17 protein-coding genes are annotated in these 16580 nt (G+C 57.8%); 4 read left to right on the forward strand and 13 right to left on the reverse strand.

The window, feature by feature from the left end; genetic code table 11:
- The first annotated feature begins 172 nt into the window (after positions 1 to 172).
- The gene (locus ACZRJ6_RS04300; RefSeq protein WP_463967204.1) at positions 173 to 1330 is read left to right on the forward strand and encodes a phospholipase; all 1158 of its coding nucleotides are present in this window, start codon (positions 173 to 175) and stop codon (positions 1328 to 1330) included.
- 102 nt (positions 1331 to 1432) lie between these two features.
- On the opposite strand, the gene ACZRJ6_RS04305 is transcribed toward ACZRJ6_RS04300, so the two are convergent.
- The 8 genes from ACZRJ6_RS04305 to rplM all read right to left on the reverse strand — a co-directional run bounded on the left by ACZRJ6_RS04305 (position 1433) and on the right by rplM (position 7242).
- Positions 1433 to 2182, reverse strand: coding sequence for a FadR/GntR family transcriptional regulator (locus tag ACZRJ6_RS04305; protein WP_463967205.1), 750 nt, complete (start codon positions 2180 to 2182; stop codon positions 1433 to 1435).
- 171 nt (positions 2183 to 2353) lie between these two features.
- The gene (locus ACZRJ6_RS04310) at positions 2354 to 2773 is read right to left on the reverse strand and encodes a ClpXP protease specificity-enhancing factor (protein WP_133099905.1); all 420 of its coding nucleotides are present in this window, start codon (positions 2771 to 2773) and stop codon (positions 2354 to 2356) included.
- 17 nt (positions 2774 to 2790) lie between these two features.
- A complete protein-coding gene (locus ACZRJ6_RS04315) occupies positions 2791 to 3408 on the reverse strand; it encodes a glutathione S-transferase N-terminal domain-containing protein (protein WP_133099906.1) in 618 nt (205 codons plus the stop codon).
- 148 nt (positions 3409 to 3556) lie between these two features.
- A complete protein-coding gene (locus ACZRJ6_RS04320; RefSeq protein ID WP_463967206.1) occupies positions 3557 to 4336 on the reverse strand; it encodes a cytochrome c1 in 780 nt (259 codons plus the stop codon).
- Entirely contained in the window at positions 4336 to 5547 is a 1212-nt protein-coding gene (locus ACZRJ6_RS04325; RefSeq protein WP_463967207.1) for a cytochrome b, read from the reverse strand. The genes ACZRJ6_RS04320 and ACZRJ6_RS04325 overlap by 1 nt, the downstream gene beginning before the upstream one ends.
- Complete coding sequence (gene petA / locus ACZRJ6_RS04330) at positions 5547 to 6140, reverse strand: ubiquinol-cytochrome c reductase iron-sulfur subunit (protein ID WP_463967208.1); 594 nt, start codon at positions 6138 to 6140, stop codon at positions 5547 to 5549. The genes ACZRJ6_RS04325 and petA overlap by 1 nt, the downstream gene beginning before the upstream one ends.
- A 266-nt stretch (positions 6141 to 6406) precedes the next feature.
- Positions 6407 to 6799, reverse strand: a complete 393-nt coding sequence (gene rpsI / locus ACZRJ6_RS04335) for a 30S ribosomal protein S9 (RefSeq protein ID WP_133099910.1) — start codon at positions 6797 to 6799, stop codon at positions 6407 to 6409.
- Between the two features lie 14 nt (positions 6800 to 6813).
- Entirely contained in the window at positions 6814 to 7242 is a 429-nt protein-coding gene (rplM, locus tag ACZRJ6_RS04340; RefSeq protein WP_133099911.1) for a 50S ribosomal protein L13, read from the reverse strand.
- A gap of 248 nt (positions 7243 to 7490) precedes the next feature.
- On the opposite strand from rplM, the gene ACZRJ6_RS04345 reads away from it, so the two are divergent.
- Positions 7491 to 8531 (forward strand): NADP(H)-dependent aldo-keto reductase, encoded by a 1041-nt coding sequence (locus tag ACZRJ6_RS04345; protein ID WP_463967209.1) that lies wholly within the window; start codon positions 7491 to 7493, stop codon positions 8529 to 8531.
- 109 nt (positions 8532 to 8640) lie between these two features.
- Here ACZRJ6_RS04345 and ACZRJ6_RS04350 read toward each other — a convergent pair whose 3' ends face one another.
- The gene (locus ACZRJ6_RS04350; protein WP_463967210.1) at positions 8641 to 9777 is read right to left on the reverse strand and encodes an acyl-CoA dehydrogenase family protein; all 1137 of its coding nucleotides are present in this window, start codon (positions 9775 to 9777) and stop codon (positions 8641 to 8643) included.
- Between the two features lie 220 nt (positions 9778 to 9997).
- Here ACZRJ6_RS04350 and ACZRJ6_RS04355 point away from each other — a divergent pair, with 220 nt between their 5' ends.
- On the forward strand, positions 9998 to 10918 hold the full coding sequence (locus ACZRJ6_RS04355) for a GlxA family transcriptional regulator (protein ID WP_463967417.1): 921 nt from the start codon (positions 9998 to 10000) through the stop codon (positions 10916 to 10918).
- Positions 10919 to 11019: 101 nt separating this feature from the next.
- Here ACZRJ6_RS04355 and zapE read toward each other — a convergent pair whose 3' ends face one another.
- The 3 genes from zapE to ACZRJ6_RS04370 form a co-directional block, all read right to left on the reverse strand.
- On the reverse strand, positions 11020 to 12114 hold the full coding sequence (gene zapE / locus ACZRJ6_RS04360; RefSeq protein WP_463967211.1) for a cell division protein ZapE: 1095 nt from the start codon (positions 12112 to 12114) through the stop codon (positions 11020 to 11022).
- Between the two features lie 79 nt (positions 12115 to 12193).
- A complete protein-coding gene (locus tag ACZRJ6_RS04365) occupies positions 12194 to 13546 on the reverse strand; it encodes a tryptophan--tRNA ligase (RefSeq protein WP_463967212.1) in 1353 nt (450 codons plus the stop codon).
- Positions 13547 to 13570: 24 nt separating this feature from the next.
- Complete coding sequence (locus ACZRJ6_RS04370) at positions 13571 to 14200, reverse strand: alpha/beta hydrolase (RefSeq protein WP_463967418.1); 630 nt, start codon at positions 14198 to 14200, stop codon at positions 13571 to 13573.
- A 147-nt stretch (positions 14201 to 14347) separates the two neighbouring features.
- Here ACZRJ6_RS04370 and ACZRJ6_RS04375 point away from each other — a divergent pair, with 147 nt between their 5' ends.
- Complete coding sequence (locus tag ACZRJ6_RS04375) at positions 14348 to 14785, forward strand: Z-ring associated ZapG family protein (protein ID WP_463967213.1); 438 nt, start codon at positions 14348 to 14350, stop codon at positions 14783 to 14785.
- Between the two features lie 67 nt (positions 14786 to 14852).
- Here the strand turns inward: ACZRJ6_RS04375 and ACZRJ6_RS04380 are convergent, their stop codons facing one another.
- Positions 14853 to 16574, reverse strand: coding sequence for an ABC transporter ATP-binding protein/permease (locus ACZRJ6_RS04380; protein ID WP_463967214.1), 1722 nt, complete (start codon positions 16572 to 16574; stop codon positions 14853 to 14855).
- Positions 16575 to 16580 lie beyond the last annotated feature (6 nt).

Consider the following 16580-nt stretch of genomic DNA (forward strand, 5'->3'; position numbering starts at 1 on the left):
ACGTCATCGTACAACTATAAAAAGATTCGTCAACTGCAATTCATCAGCCCTGTGAAAGGGTTGAGGGTTGAGAACGCTCTTCTTGACGTAGGCAATTATTCCGCTATTATCGCAATGGCTGTATATGCATACAGCTAAAAGGAAGATTCCCACGACATAGCAAGGAGCTAACATGTCAGATCTTGAACTCGCTATTACTGAAAAAAAACCGCCAACCCTGCGTTTCGAAGGGGGTGAACACACGGCCATCGGCGATGACACACTGCTGCGTTTCGTCAAGGATGCCCCGGCGATTCCTGCCCGACAGGTCGAGTTGCACCTGCCCAACGGCCTGGCACTGACCTACGGCCAGATCATTTCCTTGGGCGGTGACTTCTATGGCATCCCCGGTCAGCCCATCAACGATGGCGCGTCGCCCGGTGATCGGGTGCGACGCTTTACTGCTGCCTTCAACTCGCTGGCGGTATTGCCGGCGTCACGAGATGAGGCGGGCAAGATCCTCGCGGTGATGCAAAAGGAGATCAACGCGGTCAACCAGGCGATCAGGGATGGCAAGCAACCCCATGAAGCCTACGATGCCCTGGGTGATACGTTGTCCGAGGAATGGAACCGCATCACCGGCGGCGGCAGTGCCGTGTCGGCGCTGATTCCGCTGGGGCGCTATTTGCTACTGGCTGCGGACAATGCCGATCACTTCGGCGAGTGGGCATTGTCGGCCTATCAGGCGGGCCATACGGCGGCGCTGCAACAAGCCGTCGTGGCGCATCAAAGTGGCACCGACCAGGCACTGGAACTGGCTTACGCCATGAACAGCTTTGCTGATCACTTTTTGACCGATCTGTTTTCAGCCGGCCACCTGCGGGTACCACGCAAGCAACTGGCAGCAGTGGTTACGCCGGGTGAACTGGGCTCATTGATCAGCCGATTCATGCACGACGAGGACAGCAAGTTCGGGCTCAATGTGCGTAATGCCTTGGGCGATCAATGGCACGCCTACGGTGACAAACGCTATTTCGATGCAAACGACGCGGCCAACCGTGCGCAGGTCAAACGCGCCGTACAGGCCTCGGCGGACGAAGTATTCGAAACGTTTATCAGCGGCATCGCACCCTCCCCGGCCAACTTCAAGGCGCTGCTTTATGTGCCGGACCTGAATGCCGCGCAAAACCCGGCCAATAACTTCTCTGCGCTGTTCAAGGCTGAAGGCGACAAGGTGCTGCGACGCAAGGACGTCAACAACCTGAACGACAAGCAGTGGACCAATGATTGGTGGGGCTGGAGTACGTATCTGTTGCTCAAGGACTACAAGCCGAATCAGCCTGCCAGTTAAGCGCGCCGCCGCAAAGGTAAACCCGTAGGAGCTGTCGAGCACCAGCGAGGCTGCGATGCATTCGTAGCCTCGCTAAAGTTCAACAGCTCCACATTGATACTTTTAACCGCGCTGCGCCTCTGCCTCTTCATGGGCATGGCGCAGCCGCTCACGGCTATTGGTCAAGTGCAGGCGCATCGCCGCCCGCGCCGCATCCGAATCCTGGCGAGCGATCGCCTCATAAATCTCTTCGTGTTCGCGACTCAGGCGACTCATATAGTGCTGCTGGTCATCATGGGCCAGGCGCGCCGAATTCAAACGGGTACGCGGGATAATGCTGGTACCCAGGTGGGTCATGATATCGGTGAAGTAGCGGTTGCCAGTAGACAGGGCAATCTGCAGGTGAAACTGGAAGTCCGACGCCACTGCATCACCCGCGTGGGCCGCGCTTTCATTCAGGGCGTCGAGGGCCGCGCGCATGCCTGCCAGTTGCTCGTCGTTACGACGCTGGGCGGCGAGGCCGGCAGATTCCACTTCCAGGCTAATACGCAGTTCCAGAATAGCCAGCACATCGCGCAAGGTCACCACAGTGGCCGGGTCGATACGAAAACCGCTGGGGCTTGGCGTATCCAGCACGAAGGTGCCGATACCGTGGCGGGTTTCCACCTGCCCTGCAGCCTGCAACCGGGAGATAGCTTCGCGCACCACGGTACGGCTGACGCCATGGGCATTCATGATTGCCGACTCGGTGGGCAACTTGTCGCCACGCTTGAGCTGACCGTCACGGATTTGCTCGGACAGCACCGTGACCAATTCCTGGGCAAGGCTGCGGCGCTTGCGGGGAAGACGAGGGGCGGTGTTGGAGTTTTCCATGATCAATCATCTATCTCGACGAACTAAAGGGGCATCATAGCCCATGCCAGTTGTACGATCACTGTCCAGCCACGACTTTCATGTGCATCCCGCGGCCTGTTGTGTCGGACAAAAAAATGCCCCGGCAAAGCCGAGGCATTTTTAAACACTCGCCCGAAGGCTCGCGCTCTGTTACTTCACCACTTTCAGACTCGGCCGGCCAGTAGGGCGTGGCGGCTCGGAATCCGGCGGCGGCAGATTATCATCGCCATCAAGTTCGATCGCTTCGTCATCGTCGAGAGACGACTCCAGATCAAACACCATGCCCTGGCCATTCTCCCGGGCATAAATCCCCAGGATAGCGCCGATGGGCACGTACAGCGTATGCGGCACACCGCCGAAACGCCCTTCGAAGCTGACCGCTTCATTGTCCATGTGCAGCTGTCGCACGGCACTGGGTGAAACGTTCAGGACGATCTGTCCGTCACTGGCAAAACCTTGCGGTACCTGAACCGCAGGAAACTCGGAATTAACCAGCATGTGCGGGGTGCAATCGTTGTCCACTATCCACTCGTAGAGCGCGCGGACCAGGTACGGTCGACTGGAGTTCATCAGCGGCTCCTTAAGCCTTAGCGCATATCGCGTTCGACACCAGACAGACTCGCCTGGAAAGCCTCACGCGCAAACTGGCGCTCCATGTAATCAAGCAGCGGCTTGGCAGGCCGCGGCAGCTCAATGCCCAGAATCGGCAAACGCCAGAGTATGGGTAATAGGCAGCAATCCACCAGACTTTGTTCCTCGCTGAGGAAAAAAGGTTTGTCCGCGAATAACGGCGAAACACCGGTCAGGCTCTCGCGCAATTCCTTGCGCGCCTGAACACGGGCGGCTTCTTTACTGCGCGAATCCAGAATCAGGTCCACCAGGCCACACCAGTCACGCTGGATCCGATGGATCAGCAGGCGGCTGTTGGCACGCGCCACCGGATATACCGGCAGCAACGGCGGATGGGGGTAACGCTCATCCAGATATTCCATCACCACGGTTGACTCCCACAACGCCAGGTCACGATCGACCAGGGTGGGCAAGCTGCCGTAAGGGTTCACTTCGATCAGTTTCGGCGGGTGACGACCTGCCTCCACAGTAATGATCTCGGCGCTGACACCCTTCTCTGCGAGCACGATGCGTACTCGGTGGGAATATTGGTCAGCGGGGTCGGAGTAACAGGCCAACCGATTGGTCACGCCCATGGCGGTCCTCCTCGCTTGTTGAAATTATCGGAAGCTCAAAAACGAGCGCGCCCAAAGGGTGTCTCACGTAACGTCCGGATGAAACCCGGACCCGCTACCAGAGACGCCCTTGGGCGCGCACGATTAACAGCAATTGCTTACAGTTTGATCAATGCACATCCTTCCAGTATTCGCGCTTCAGTAGATAAGCGAATACGAAGAAGAAGGCCAGGTACAGCAATACATAGGTACCAATGCGCTGATGCTGCAGCTTCACTGGGTTGGCCGAGTAGGCCAGGAAGGTCACCAGATTCTTGACCTTCTCGTCGAACTGCTCTTCGTTCAGCGTACCGGACTTCGGCACTATGGTCAGCTGATCGCACGCTTCATGAGTCAAAGGCGTACCGGTAAGCGGATCATACTGCTTCTTGCCGTTCTCGACGATTTGAACTTGCTTACATCCTACCACTTGGCGACCCTGCAGGCCGACCAGAACGTTAGGCATACCGACATTCGGGAACACCTTGTTATTCACACCCCAAGGACGCGTCGGGTCTTCATAGAAGGATTTCAGGTAGCCATAGAGCCAGTCGGTGCCACGAACACGGGCCACCAGGGTCAAATCGGGCGGTGCCGCACCGAACCAGGCCTTGGCGTCGGCAGGTTGCATGCCGATGTTCATGTGGTCGCCGATCTTGGCGCCGGTGAGCACCAGGTTGCTGAGCATCAGGTCATGGGGGATACCCAAGTCGTCGGCCACGCGCTCGTAACGCTGGAACTTGGCGCTGTGACAGCCCATGCAGTAGTTGGCGAAGGTACGTGCGCCATCTTGCATTGCAGCCTTGTCAGAGACGTCGATGTCGACTTTTTCCAGTTCCGCGCCGAGTCCAGCCGCGAAGGACAGCACCGGCAGGGCAGCAAGAATCAATGCAGCGAATAATTTTTTCATCAGCCAGTCACCCTTTCCGGAACCGGTTTGGTCTTCTCTAGCCGGGTGTAGAACGGCATCAGAATGAAGTAGGCGAAATACAGGAAGGTGCAGATCTGCGACAGCAACGTACGGCCCGGAGTCGGTGCCAATACACCCAGCACGCCCAGGATCACGAACGAAATGCAGAACACCCACAGCCAGATTTTGCTCAGCCAGCCCTTGTAGCGCATGGACTTGACCGGACTACGGTCGAGCCACGGCAGCACGAACAACACAGCAATGGCCGCACCCATGGCGATAACACCCATGAGCTTGTCGGGGATCGCCCGCAAAATCGCGTAGAACGGGGTGAAGTACCAGACCGGGGCAATGTGTTCCGGGGTCTTGAAGGCGTTCGCCTGTTCGAAGTTCGGCTTCTCAAGGAAGTAGCCGCCCATCTCAGGGAAGAAGAACACGATCGAGCAGAAGACGAACAGGAACACGACTACGCCGACGATATCTTTCACGGTGTAGTACGGGTGGAAAGGAATGCCATCCAGCGGGATGCCGTTCTCGTCCTTGTGCTTCTTGATGTCCACGCCGTCGGGGTTGTTGGAGCCGACTTCGTGCAGCGCCAGGATGTGCAGCACCACCAGGCCGAGAATAACAATCGGCAAGGCCACCACGTGCAGGGCAAAGAAGCGGTTCAGGGTGATCCCGGAAATCAGGTAGTCACCACGAATCCACTGGGTCAGGTCGTTGCCGATGACCGGGATCGCACCGAACAGCGAGATGATCACCTGGGCGCCCCAGTAGGACATCTGGCCCCACGGCAGCAGGTAGCCCATGAAGGCCTCTGCCATCAGCGCCAGGTAGATCAGCATGCCAAACACCCACACCAGCTCACGAGGCTTCTGGTACGAGCCGTAGAGCAGGCCACGGAACATGTGCAGGTAGACCACGATGAAGAACATCGAAGCGCCGACCGCGTGAAGCAAGCGCAAGATGGAGCCGTGGTTGACGTCCCTCATAATACCTTCAACGGAAGCAAAGGCTTCTTCCGCCGACGGGGTGTAGCTCATGGTCAGCCAGACACCGGTAACGATCTGGTTGACCAGCACCAGCAGTGCCAGGGAGCCAAAGAAGTAGAAGAAGTTGAAGTTCTTCGGGGCGTAGTACTTGCTGAGATGGTCTTCCCACATTTTGGTGGCGGGAAAGCGCGCATCAACCCAATCCATGAACTTGCTCATCACGCGCTCTCCTTATCGACACCAATGACAATGACGTCGTCAGACTCGTAGTTATGCGGTGGAACCGGCAGGTTCAATGGCGCAGGTTGCGATTTGTAGACACGTCCGGCCAAATCGTAGTGAGAGCCGTGGCACGGGCAAAAATAACCCCCGACCCAGTCCTTGCCCAGATCCACGGGCGCAACTTCCGGGCGGAAGGTAGGCGAGCAACCCAGGTGAGTGCACAGACCGACCAGCAGCAGAATCTCTGGCTTGATCGAGCGCGCTTCGTTCTTGGCGTAGGCGGGTTGGTCGGAACTTTCGGATGTGGGGTCAGACAACTGGCCTTCGATCTTCTTCAGGTTCCCCAGGATTTCCTCGGTACGACGAACGATGAACACTGGCTGACCGCGCCACTCAGCAATCATCTGCTGGCCTGGCTCGATCTTGCCAACATTCACTTTCACCGGTGCACCTGCGGCTTTCGCCTTGGCACTGGGAAACCATGACCCCACGAACGGGACCGCAGCCCCCACCGCTCCTGCAGCACCCACCACGGACGTGGCTGCTACCAAGAAGCGACGCCGGCCTGCATTCACGCCGTCATTGCTCATTCAGTCCTCTCCCATCAGCTTTTTGGCCTGTTAAATCAGGCGTCTACTAAGTATTAAATCTGAACTTATAAAAATTTTGCCGAATGGTAATGAAAAGCCCCACCCCTGACAAGGTAATTACCCCAGACCCAAACTCCAGGCCTTGTAGTATAGGGCGTCTACGGATGTGGCAAGTTGTCACAGTGAAAAAACGCACATAAAACGCAAGCCATAAAAAACGCCCAGCTCCGCGAGGAGGCTGGGCGTTTTCTGGAACGTAAAGCGAATTAACGCTTCGAGTACTGCGGACGCTTACGCGCTTTACGCAGACCGACTTTCTTACGTTCAACTTCACGAGCATCGCGAGTAACGAAGCCAGCTTTGCGCAGAGCGCCACGCAGGGTTTCGTCGTACTGCATCAGAGCGCGAGTGATACCGTGGCGGATTGCGCCAGCTTGACCACTTACACCGCCACCGATAACGGTGACGTAGATGTCGAACTTCTCAGCAGTCTCGGTCAATTCCAGCGGCTGACGAACTACCATACGGGCAGTTTCGCGACCGAAGAAATTTTCCAGAGTGCGGTTGTTGATCGAGATGGTACCAGTGCCCGGACGCAGGAAAACGCGTGCGGTTGCGGTTTTGCGACGGCCAGTGCCGTAATTTTGAGTCGCCGACATAATGAACTATTCCGTTAAAACTTCAGTTCTTGGGGCTGCTGAGCAGCATGAGGGTGAGCAGCGCCCGCATAGACTTTCAGCTTGCGATACATGTCGCGACCCAGTGGGCCCTTAGGCAGCATACCTTTGACCGCGAGTTCAATCGGGGCTTCAGGCTTACGAGCGATCAGGCCTTCGAAATTGGCAGACTTGATACCGCCCGGGAAACCGGAGTGACGGTAGTACATTTTGTCTTGGGCTTTCTTGCCGGTCACACGAACCTGCTCAGCGTTGATGATGACAATGTAGTCACCGGTATCAACGTGAGGGGTGTACTCAGGCTTGTGCTTGCCACGCAGACGGCTGGCGACTTCAGTGGCCAGACGACCCAGGGTCTGACCAGCAGCGTCGACGACAAACCAGTCGCGCTGAACTGTTTCCGGTTTTGCAGTAAAAGTTGTCATTCTTTAATAGCCTCAGGGGCCGCCCTGTAAATTAGACGGCGGATCTTACTGAATAGTGCGTACTTTGACAAGTCAAAGGCAGCCGGATACAGACGCTATCGGGGGCTCGGGTCAGCGCGTCCGTTCAACGGCAAGATTCTTCGGCAGGCGGCGCATCACTTCCACTGCAGAAAGAGGTGGGCAATTATGCAGATTGCGAAAAAAATTTCAACCTGCTTTTATGATTGTTTTCCTCGAAGGAGCACCCGATGGATTATCGACAGCTGGGCCGAACCGATCTGAACGTGAGCGCGATCTGCCTCGGGACCATGACCTGGGGCGAGCAAAACAGCGAGGCAGAGGCCTTTGCACAGATTGAACGGGCCAAGAGCGCGGGGATAAATTTTCTCGATACCGCGGAAATGTACCCGGTACCGCCCAAGGCTGAGACCTACGCCAGCACCGAACGCTATATCGGTAATTACTTCAAAAGCCGCGGCGACCGTGCCGACTGGATCCTGGCCAGCAAGATCGCCGGCCCCGGCAACACTATCGACTACATCCGCGACGGCAAGCTCAAGCATAACCGCAAGCACATCGTCGATGCCCTGGACGCCAGCCTCAAGCGCTTGCAGACCGACTGGATCGACCTGTATCAGTTGCATTGGCCAGAGCGAAGCACCAACTTCTTCGGGCAACTGAGCTACAAGCACAAGGAAGAAGACGACCTGACGCCGCTGGAAGAAACCCTCGAAGCCCTGGACGAGCAGGTCAAGGCCGGCAAGATCCGCCACATCGGCCTGTCCAACGAAACGCCGTGGGGCACCATGAAGTTCCTGGCCCTGGCCGAGGCCCGTGGCTGGACCCGAGCCGTGTCAATCCAGAACCCCTACAACCTGCTCAACCGCAGCTTTGAAGTGGGCATGGCGGAAATCGCCATCCGCGAACAGTGCGGCCTGCTGGCCTACTCGCCCCTGGCATTCGGCATGCTCAGCGGCAAATACGAAGGTGGCGCGCGCCCGGCAAACGGTCGCCTGAGCCTGTACAGCCGCTTCAGTCGCTACTTCAATGCCCAGTCGGAAGCGGCGTGCAGTCGTTATGTCGCACTGGCCCGGGAACACGACCTGGACCCGGCGCAAATGGCGCTGGCCTTTGTGACACAGCAACCGTTCGTGACCAGCAACATCATTGGCGCCACGACGCTGGAGCAACTGGACAGCAACATTGCCAGCTTCGATCTGAAGCTGTCGGATGACGTCCTGACAGGAATCGAGGCGATTCAGAAGGATCATCCAAATCCTGCACCTTGATACATAGGTAGATCGCCATCGCGAGCAGGCCCGACGCCCACAGTTGAAATGCATTCCAAATGTGGGAGCCGGGCTTGCCCGCGATGAGGCCCTCAGAGACACCGCAAGATCAAAGCGCCCGCGCAATAATCTCCTTCATGATTTCATTGGTCCCCGCATAAATCCGCTGCACCCGCGCATCTGCCCAGGCTCGGGCAATCGGGTATTCCCACATGTAGCCGTAGCCGCCGTGGAGCTGCACACACTCGTCGAGCACCTTGCACTGCAGGTCAGTGGTCCAGTATTTGGCCATCGCCGCTGTAGGCACGTCGAGCTTGCCTTGCAGGTGCAGTTCCAGGCACTTGTCGACAAACACCCGGCCGATCTGCACCTCAGTGGCAATCTCTGCCAGCTTGAAGCGGGTGTTCTGGAAATCGGCAATTGCCTTGCCAAACGCCTTGCGCTCGCGGGTGTACTCCAGAGTCCATTGCAATGCCGCTTCGGCCGATGACAAGGCGCCAATGGCGACCGTCAACCGTTCCTGGGGCAACTCCTGCATCAGGTAAGCGAAGCCCGCCCCTGCCTGGCCCAGTAGATTTTCCTTGGGCACGCGCACATCTTGAAAGAACAGCTCGCTAGTGTCCTGGGCCTTCATACCGACCTTCTCCAGGCGTTTGCCCTTGTCGAAGCCCGGCGTATTGGCCTCCACCAGAAACAGACTGGTGCCCTTGGCGCCGGCCTTGGGATCAGTCTTGGCGACGACAATCACCAGGTCCGCCAGGAAACCATTGGTTATAAAGGTCTTGGAGCCGTTGATCACGTACTCATCGCCATCCAGCATCGCCGTGGTCTTCACCCCTTGCAGGTCGGACCCAGCACCTGGCTCGGTCATGGCGATGGCCGTGACCATCTCCCCAGAGATCAGCTTGGGCAGGTACTTGTGTTTCAGCGCCTCACTGCCGTAATGCAGGATATACGGCGCGACAATGTCCGAATGCAGCGAGAAACCAATCCCGGTCAACCCCAGGCGACCGATCTCTTCGATCACCACCGTGCTGTAGAGAAAGTCCGCCCCCAGCCCACCGTACTCTTCCGGCAGATGCGAGCAGAGCATCCCCGCCTCCCCCGCCTTGTTCCACAGGCTGCGATCAATGTGCCCCTGCTTTTCCCATTGCCCATGGAAAGGCGCAGCGTCTTTTTCGAGGAAGGTTCGCACGCTCTGGCGAAAGAGTTCGTGTTCCGAACTGAACAAGGTTCTGGGGATCATGGGTCACCTGTGTGGATTGTCAGACAAGAACAAGATCACAGAGCCTAAGCTGCGCGGACGTCACAGGACACTGGACACATGCGACAAAAAATAAGACGATCCAGCCGTCTGGTGACCACTTTCCCCTATAAGAATAAATGAAATTATGTCTAACCAAATCTCCACGCCCTTACGGCGCGTCAGTATTTTGGCCATTGATCGGGTATTCGCTTCAACCCTCATGCAAGCCAAGGATTTCTTCCACCTCGCCAGCCTGCGCTACGGCAAACAGCTGGGCCAGGGCCTTACACCGGCATTTGAAACCCGCCTGGTCAGCCCCGACGGGTTGCCTGTGTGCAGCTTCAGCGATGTAATTATGCCGGTGGACGGCGGCCTGGAAAACGCTGACATCATCGTCCTCCCGGCCTTCTGGGACGATTTTGACTCGCTGTGCAAGCGCTACCCGCAAGTGCTGCCATGGCTGCGTGAACAACACGCCCGCGGCGCCGTGCTCTGTGGCGAAGCCACCGGGGTGTTCTGGCTCGCTGAAGCCGGGCTGTTGGACGGCAAGGAAGCGACCACCTACTGGCGCTTTTTCAACGCCTTCAGCGAACGCTTTCCCAAGGTCCAGCTCAATCAGGACAAACACCTGACCGACGCCGACAACCTGTACTGCGCCGGCGGCACCACCTCAGCATGCGATCTCTACATCTACCTGATCGAACGCTTCTGCGGCGCCAACATCGCCCAGGCCGTGGCCCGCGATATTCTCTACGAAGTACAACGTAGCTACGCACCGGGGCGCATCGGCTTCGGTGGCCAGAAACTGCACCAGGACGTGATCATCCTGCAGATCCAGCACTGGCTCGAAGAGCACTTCTGCGACAAGTTCCGCTTCGAAGACGTCTCCCGCGAACACGGCATGAGCATCCGCAACTTCATGCGCCGCTTCCAGACCGCCACCGGCGACAAGCCTCTGCACTACCTGCAACGCCTGCGCATCGAAACCGCCAAGGGTTTGCTTTCGGGCAGCCGCAAAAGCATCAAGACCATCAGCTACGAGGTGGGTTATGACGATGCGAGCTTCTTTGCGCGGTTGTTCAGGCAGCACACGGAGCTGTCGCCGAACCAGTATCGGCAGCAGTTTCAGCAGGCTGCATAACTAAACCCGAGCCCGGCTCTCACATTGCTCAGCAATGTTTTCTGGAGCGCATTAAAAAGGCCCGCATCGCTGCAGGCCTTTTGGTGTTTCGCTCACACGCCCTAAGGCTTATGCGCCCGCGACAGGAACTCGTGGGATTGCATTTCCAGCAAGCGGCTCAACGTCCGCTGGAATTCGAAGTTCAAGCGACCACCGGTGTAGAGGTCCTTGAGTTCGACTTCGGCCGAGATGATCAGCTTGACGTTACGGTCGTAGAATTCGTCGACCATGTTGATAAAGCGTCGGGCAATGTCGTCGGTGGTGACGCTCATTTGCTCGACACCGCTCAAGATCACGGCGTGGAAGATCTTGCCCAACTCGATGTAGTCGTTTTGGCTACGGGGGCCGTCGCACAGTTCGCGGAAGTCGAACCAGGCCACATCTTCGCATGTGCGCAGGGCACGAATTTCGCGATTTTCAATCATCAGTACGTCGTTCTCGACCGCCAGGGTGCATTCCGGCGTCAGGGCACGGAAGCTTTTGCGCAGGCTTTCCTGGGCGGTATCGTCAAGCGGAGAATGGAACAGCTCCGCTTGTTCGAGGTGGCGCAAACGATAGTCAACGCCACTGTCGACGTTGACGATGTCGGTGTTCTGCTTGATCAGCGCAATTGCCGGCAAGAAGCGCGCACGCTGCAGACCGTCCTTGTACAGGCCGTCAGGCACGATGTTCGAAGTGGCAACCAGGGTCACGCCGTTCTTGAACAGCTCTTCCATCAGCGTGCCGAGGATCATGGCGTCGGTGATATCAGAAACGAAAAACTCATCAAAACAGATCACCCGCGCCTCGTCGGAGAAGCGTTTGGCGATGATAGTCAGCGGGTTTTTCTCGCCCGGCAGGGTCCTCATCTCTTCGTGCACGCGCTTCATGAAGCGGTGGAAGTGAGTCCGAACCTTTTCCTTGAAGGGCAGCGCTTCGAAGAAAGTATCCACCAGGTAGGTCTTGCCACGGCCTACGCCGCCCCAGAAGTACAGGCCCTTGACCGGCGTGTGGTCTTTCTTGCCAAACAGCTTGCTGAACATCCCCGGCTTGTTCTGCGAGGCCTGGACCAGATCGTCGTACAAGCGCTGCAAATGACGCACCGCCGTTTCCTGGGAGGCGTCATGGAAGAATTCGGGGCGTTTCAGATCAGCTTGATATCGTTCTAGAGGCGTCATAATTCGTTAGCAAGGCAACAAAAACGGGCCGTCACTGTAACGACGGCCCCGGAGAATGGCAATCAACCCTTGGTCGGGGTCAATCCTCGATAGGGGTCAACGCGATGCGCAAGGCTTCGATGGCGGCATCCCGCGACGCGGTATCGGGGAAGGCCGGACTGTCAGCCACGCAGGCATCTTCGAGCCACACGCTGAAGCTGGTGGCTTCGCTGCGCACGTCCAACGCCTCACCCGACTGCAGTTGCTTGGTCACCGCACCCGCAGCCTTGCCATCGGCAAAGTTGCGCGACAGCAACAGTTGCTCGCCATCGGCCGCCAGCAGACGGAAGCGAAAGCTACCGTCTTCGCGAAAACTGACGAAGCGTGCAGCTTTCACGGTTTTCTTCTTGGTGGTGGCGGCAACCGCCGTCTGAGCGACAAACGAACGCAGGCCTACAGCTTCACGCAGCTCACTGAGGAATGGCGCGGCCACGGCGCGGGCTTTCTTGGCGCCGATCAGCAGCAGGTCTTCCATGTCAGCAGGGCGGGACATCAACAGGTGGTAGCGCTCACGGGCTTCGCCCAACTGGCCGTCCAATAGCTGGAACAGACGGCTCTTCGCCTCGCCCCAGCCCAGGCCGTTGACCAACTCGTCACGGAACTCGCTTTCCTGGGCCTTGGTGGCAAACGCCTGATACAAGGTAAACAGGTGCGAATTGTCCGGGTCCTTGGCTTCGCCCGGAGCACGGGAGTCGGTGACAATCCGCGAGATGGCGTCCTTCATGTCCTTGGCGCTGGTGAACAACGGGATGGTGTTGTCGTAGCTTTTCGACATTTTTCGGCCATCCAGGCCCGGTAAGGTGGCGACGCTTTCTTCGATCAGCGCCTCCGGCATGGTGAAGAACTCCTTGCCATTGCCAAACAGGTGGTTGAAGCGCTGGCCAATATCACGGGCCATTTCCACGTGCTGGATCTGGTCACGACCCACCGGCACCTTGTGGGCGTTGAACATCAGGATGTCCGCAGCCATCAGCACCGGGTAGCTATACAAACCCATGGTGATCCCCGCATCCGGGTCTTCACCGTTTTCCAGGTTCTTGTCCACCGAGGCCTTGTAGGCGTGGGCGCGGTTGAGCAGGCCCTTGGCCGCGACGCAGGTCAGCAGCCAGGTCAGCTCGGGAATTTCCGGGATGTCGGACTGACGGTAGAAAGTCACCCGATTTACATCCAGGCCACCCGCCAGCCAGGTCGCGGCGATTTCCATACGCGAGCGTTGGATACGCTGCGGGTCATCGCATTTGATCAGGGCGTGGTAGTCGGCCAGGAAGTAGAAGGAGTCGGCGTTGGCGTCCTGGCTGGCAAGGATCGCCGGGCGGATGGCGCCGGCGTAGTTGCCCAGGTGTGGCGTGCCGGTGGTGGTAATGCCGGTGAGGATACGGGTACGAGTCGTCATGGGTAATCGCTTATCAGACTGCTATCAATTCGAAAGGCGCGGCAGGACCAGATCCTTGAGATCGGTCAGCTTGCCATGAAAAAAGTGTCCGCATTCTGCCACTTTCAGCAGCTCATGGGGGCGATTCAAGGCTGCTGACCAGTCGTAGACGGCCTGTGGGTCGACCACTTCGTCGGTTTCCGGCTGGATCAGGGTCAATGGGCAGTTCTGTGGCAACACGTCCTGATCGCGCAGGCGCATGACCGCTGCCGCCACCATGAACAAGTGCGCAAGTTTTTCGCCCTTGGCTTCCAGGCGGCCACCGAGACTTGCTGCAACAAATCCGCCAAAGGAAAACCCCAGCAGGGTGATGGGCAGGTCGGGATGCTTTTCACGCAGCCAGGCGGCGGCCGCTTCGGCATCGTCCACTTCACCAGTGGCCATGTCGTGAGTCCCGGCGCTGGCGCCGACACCGCGGTAATTGAAGCGCAAGGTGATCAAACCGGCATCGCGGGCGGTGCGTTGCAGGGTCGAAACCACTTTATTGAGCATGGTGCCGCCCTGCACCGGGTTAGGGTGGCAGATCAGCGCCAGGCCACGTGGCTCGGGGTGATCCAGATACAAGGCTTCCAATTGGCCTACCGGACCATCGATCAAAACGGGGGTTTCACGCATCAGCAAGGAAGGAACTCCGTGACCTCTCAAAGGGTCGACTCGTCTAGCTAAAAGTCTGTGCATGGCATCATTGCGAGCTTAATCGCGGTATACAGCGCAGGTCCGAGCCGTTAACGTAAAGCAAAGCCGTTTATAGAGGAAGGACTCGTGGAACACTCGCTCTTAGTTTGGTTGTTGCCGACTCTTGCCCTGGTTGCCGGTGTCGCCATTGGATTCCTGGTTGCTCGCCTGCTGCCCAATGCGGCGCCTAACCGCACGCAGCGGCAGTTGGATGACATTCAGGAACGTTTTGACAGTTATCAGAATGAGGTGGTTACCCACTTCAATAGCACCGCGACCCTGGTAAACAAGCTCACTCAGAGCTATCAGGAAGTGCAAGATCACCTCGCCGAGGGCGCCAACCGCCTGGCCCTGGACGACATCACTCGTCAGCGTCTGCTGGCCGCACTGCATCCCGATGCGGCGCAAGCACCACGGGAACGCCTGACCCCTCCACGGGAAAATCAGGAACCACCTCGGGACTACGCGCCAAAAACGCCGAATGCCCCAGGCATGCTGGATGAGCATTACGGCTTGAAGAAGTAAGTCAGCTTTCAAGCAACACTGAAAAGCCCGACTGATCGATGATCAGCCGGGCTTTTTGTTGGGCGTCTCAGACCGCCTGTTCTTGCAACTGCCCGCCTTCGATCCGCACATGCCGCCCATGGAAGCGCTTGAGGCTGCTGCGGTGGCCGACACTGACGATGCTCAACCCCGGTAACTGGTCGATCAACGCCTGATACAGCGTCGCCTCATCTTCCTCGTCCATCGCCGAAGTGGCCTCGTCCATGTATAGCCATTGCGGCTCAAACAACAACGCCCGAGCAAACGCCAAACGCTGCTGCTCACCCGGCGAAAGCATGCGCTGCCAATGGTTGGCCTCCTCCAGGCGAGGAATCAAATGCCCCAGGCGGCAGGTTTCCAGGACCTGTGTATAACGTTCAGCAGGATAGGCGCCGTCAGGCTGTGGATAACTCAACACCTCGCGCAAGGTGCCAATCGGCAGATACGGCTTTTGCGGCAGGAACAGGTAGCGTTCGGCCGGCAGGCGAATATTGCCATGGCCGTTTGGCCACAGGTTGCCCATGGCGCGAAGCAAGGTACTTTTACCGCTGCCAGAACGACCGCTGAGCATCAGTCGATCGCCTGCCGTGACCGTCAGGTTGGCACCATCAAGCAGATGACGACCATCCGCCAGATCCAGGCTCAAACTATTCATCTGCAAATCGCCGCCCTGGCGCTGTAACTCGATACCCATCACGCGCTCTTCGTTATCGTCCATGGCCTGGCCGAAACTGAGCAGACGATCACACGTGGCACGCCAACTGGCCAGCACGGTGTACGCGTCGACAAACCAGCTCAGGCTGCCCTGCACACTGCCAAACGCCTGGGCGACTTGCATCAGCACGCCCAACTCGATTTTGCCGGCGAAGTAACGCGGCGCTGCCACCACGAAGGGAAAGATAATGGCGATCTGCGAATAACCGCTGGTGAAAAAATTCAGGCGTTTCTTGAGCTGCATGATGCTCCAGAAGTTGCTCCAGACCCGCCCGAAACGCGCGCTCAGTTGCTGGTGCTCATTGGGCTCGCCATTGAACAGGGCAATGCTTTCGGCGTTCTCGCGCACACGTACCAAACTGAAACGCAGGTCAGCCTCAAAGCGCTGTTGCCGGTTGCTCAAGCCGATCAGCCGTCGACCGATCAGGTGGGTCAACCAACTGCCCACCACCGCGTACACCAATGCCGCCCAAAACATGTAGCCGGGAATGGTGATACCCCACACCTCGATGCTGCCGGACACGCCCCACAAAATCACCGAAAACGACACCAGGCTCACCAGGTTGCTGATAAAACCCAGCCCCAGGCTCAGGGTGCTGCTGGTAAAGGCGTTGAGGTCTTCGGAGATACGCTGGTCGGGGTTATCGGTGTAACCGCCGTATTCCAGGTGATAGTAATTCTTCTGGTTCAACCATTTGGCGAAATAGGCTTCGGTAAGCCAGCGCCGCCAGCGGATGGTGAGCATTTGCTGCAGATAGGACGTAAATACACCGGTGACGATTGCCACTACAGCGATCACGCTGAAGTACATCAGCAGATGGGTGAAGGCGTCGTAGTCTTTCTTTTCCAGGGCGTTGTAGAAGTCGCGGTTCCAACTGTTGAACCACACTGAGACGGCCACGCTGAACAGCGATAACCCCAACACCACCAGCAACAAGAGCCAGGCCTTGCCCTTCTCCTCACTGCGCCAGTAAGGGGTGATCAGTCGCCATACCCGCCGCAAGAATTGCCCACGCACCGCATCGTTGACCGCAGAATACTCAGCGTTCTGATTCATCGTTCA

The sequence above is a fragment of the Pseudomonas sp. C321 genome (assembly GCF_055407105.1).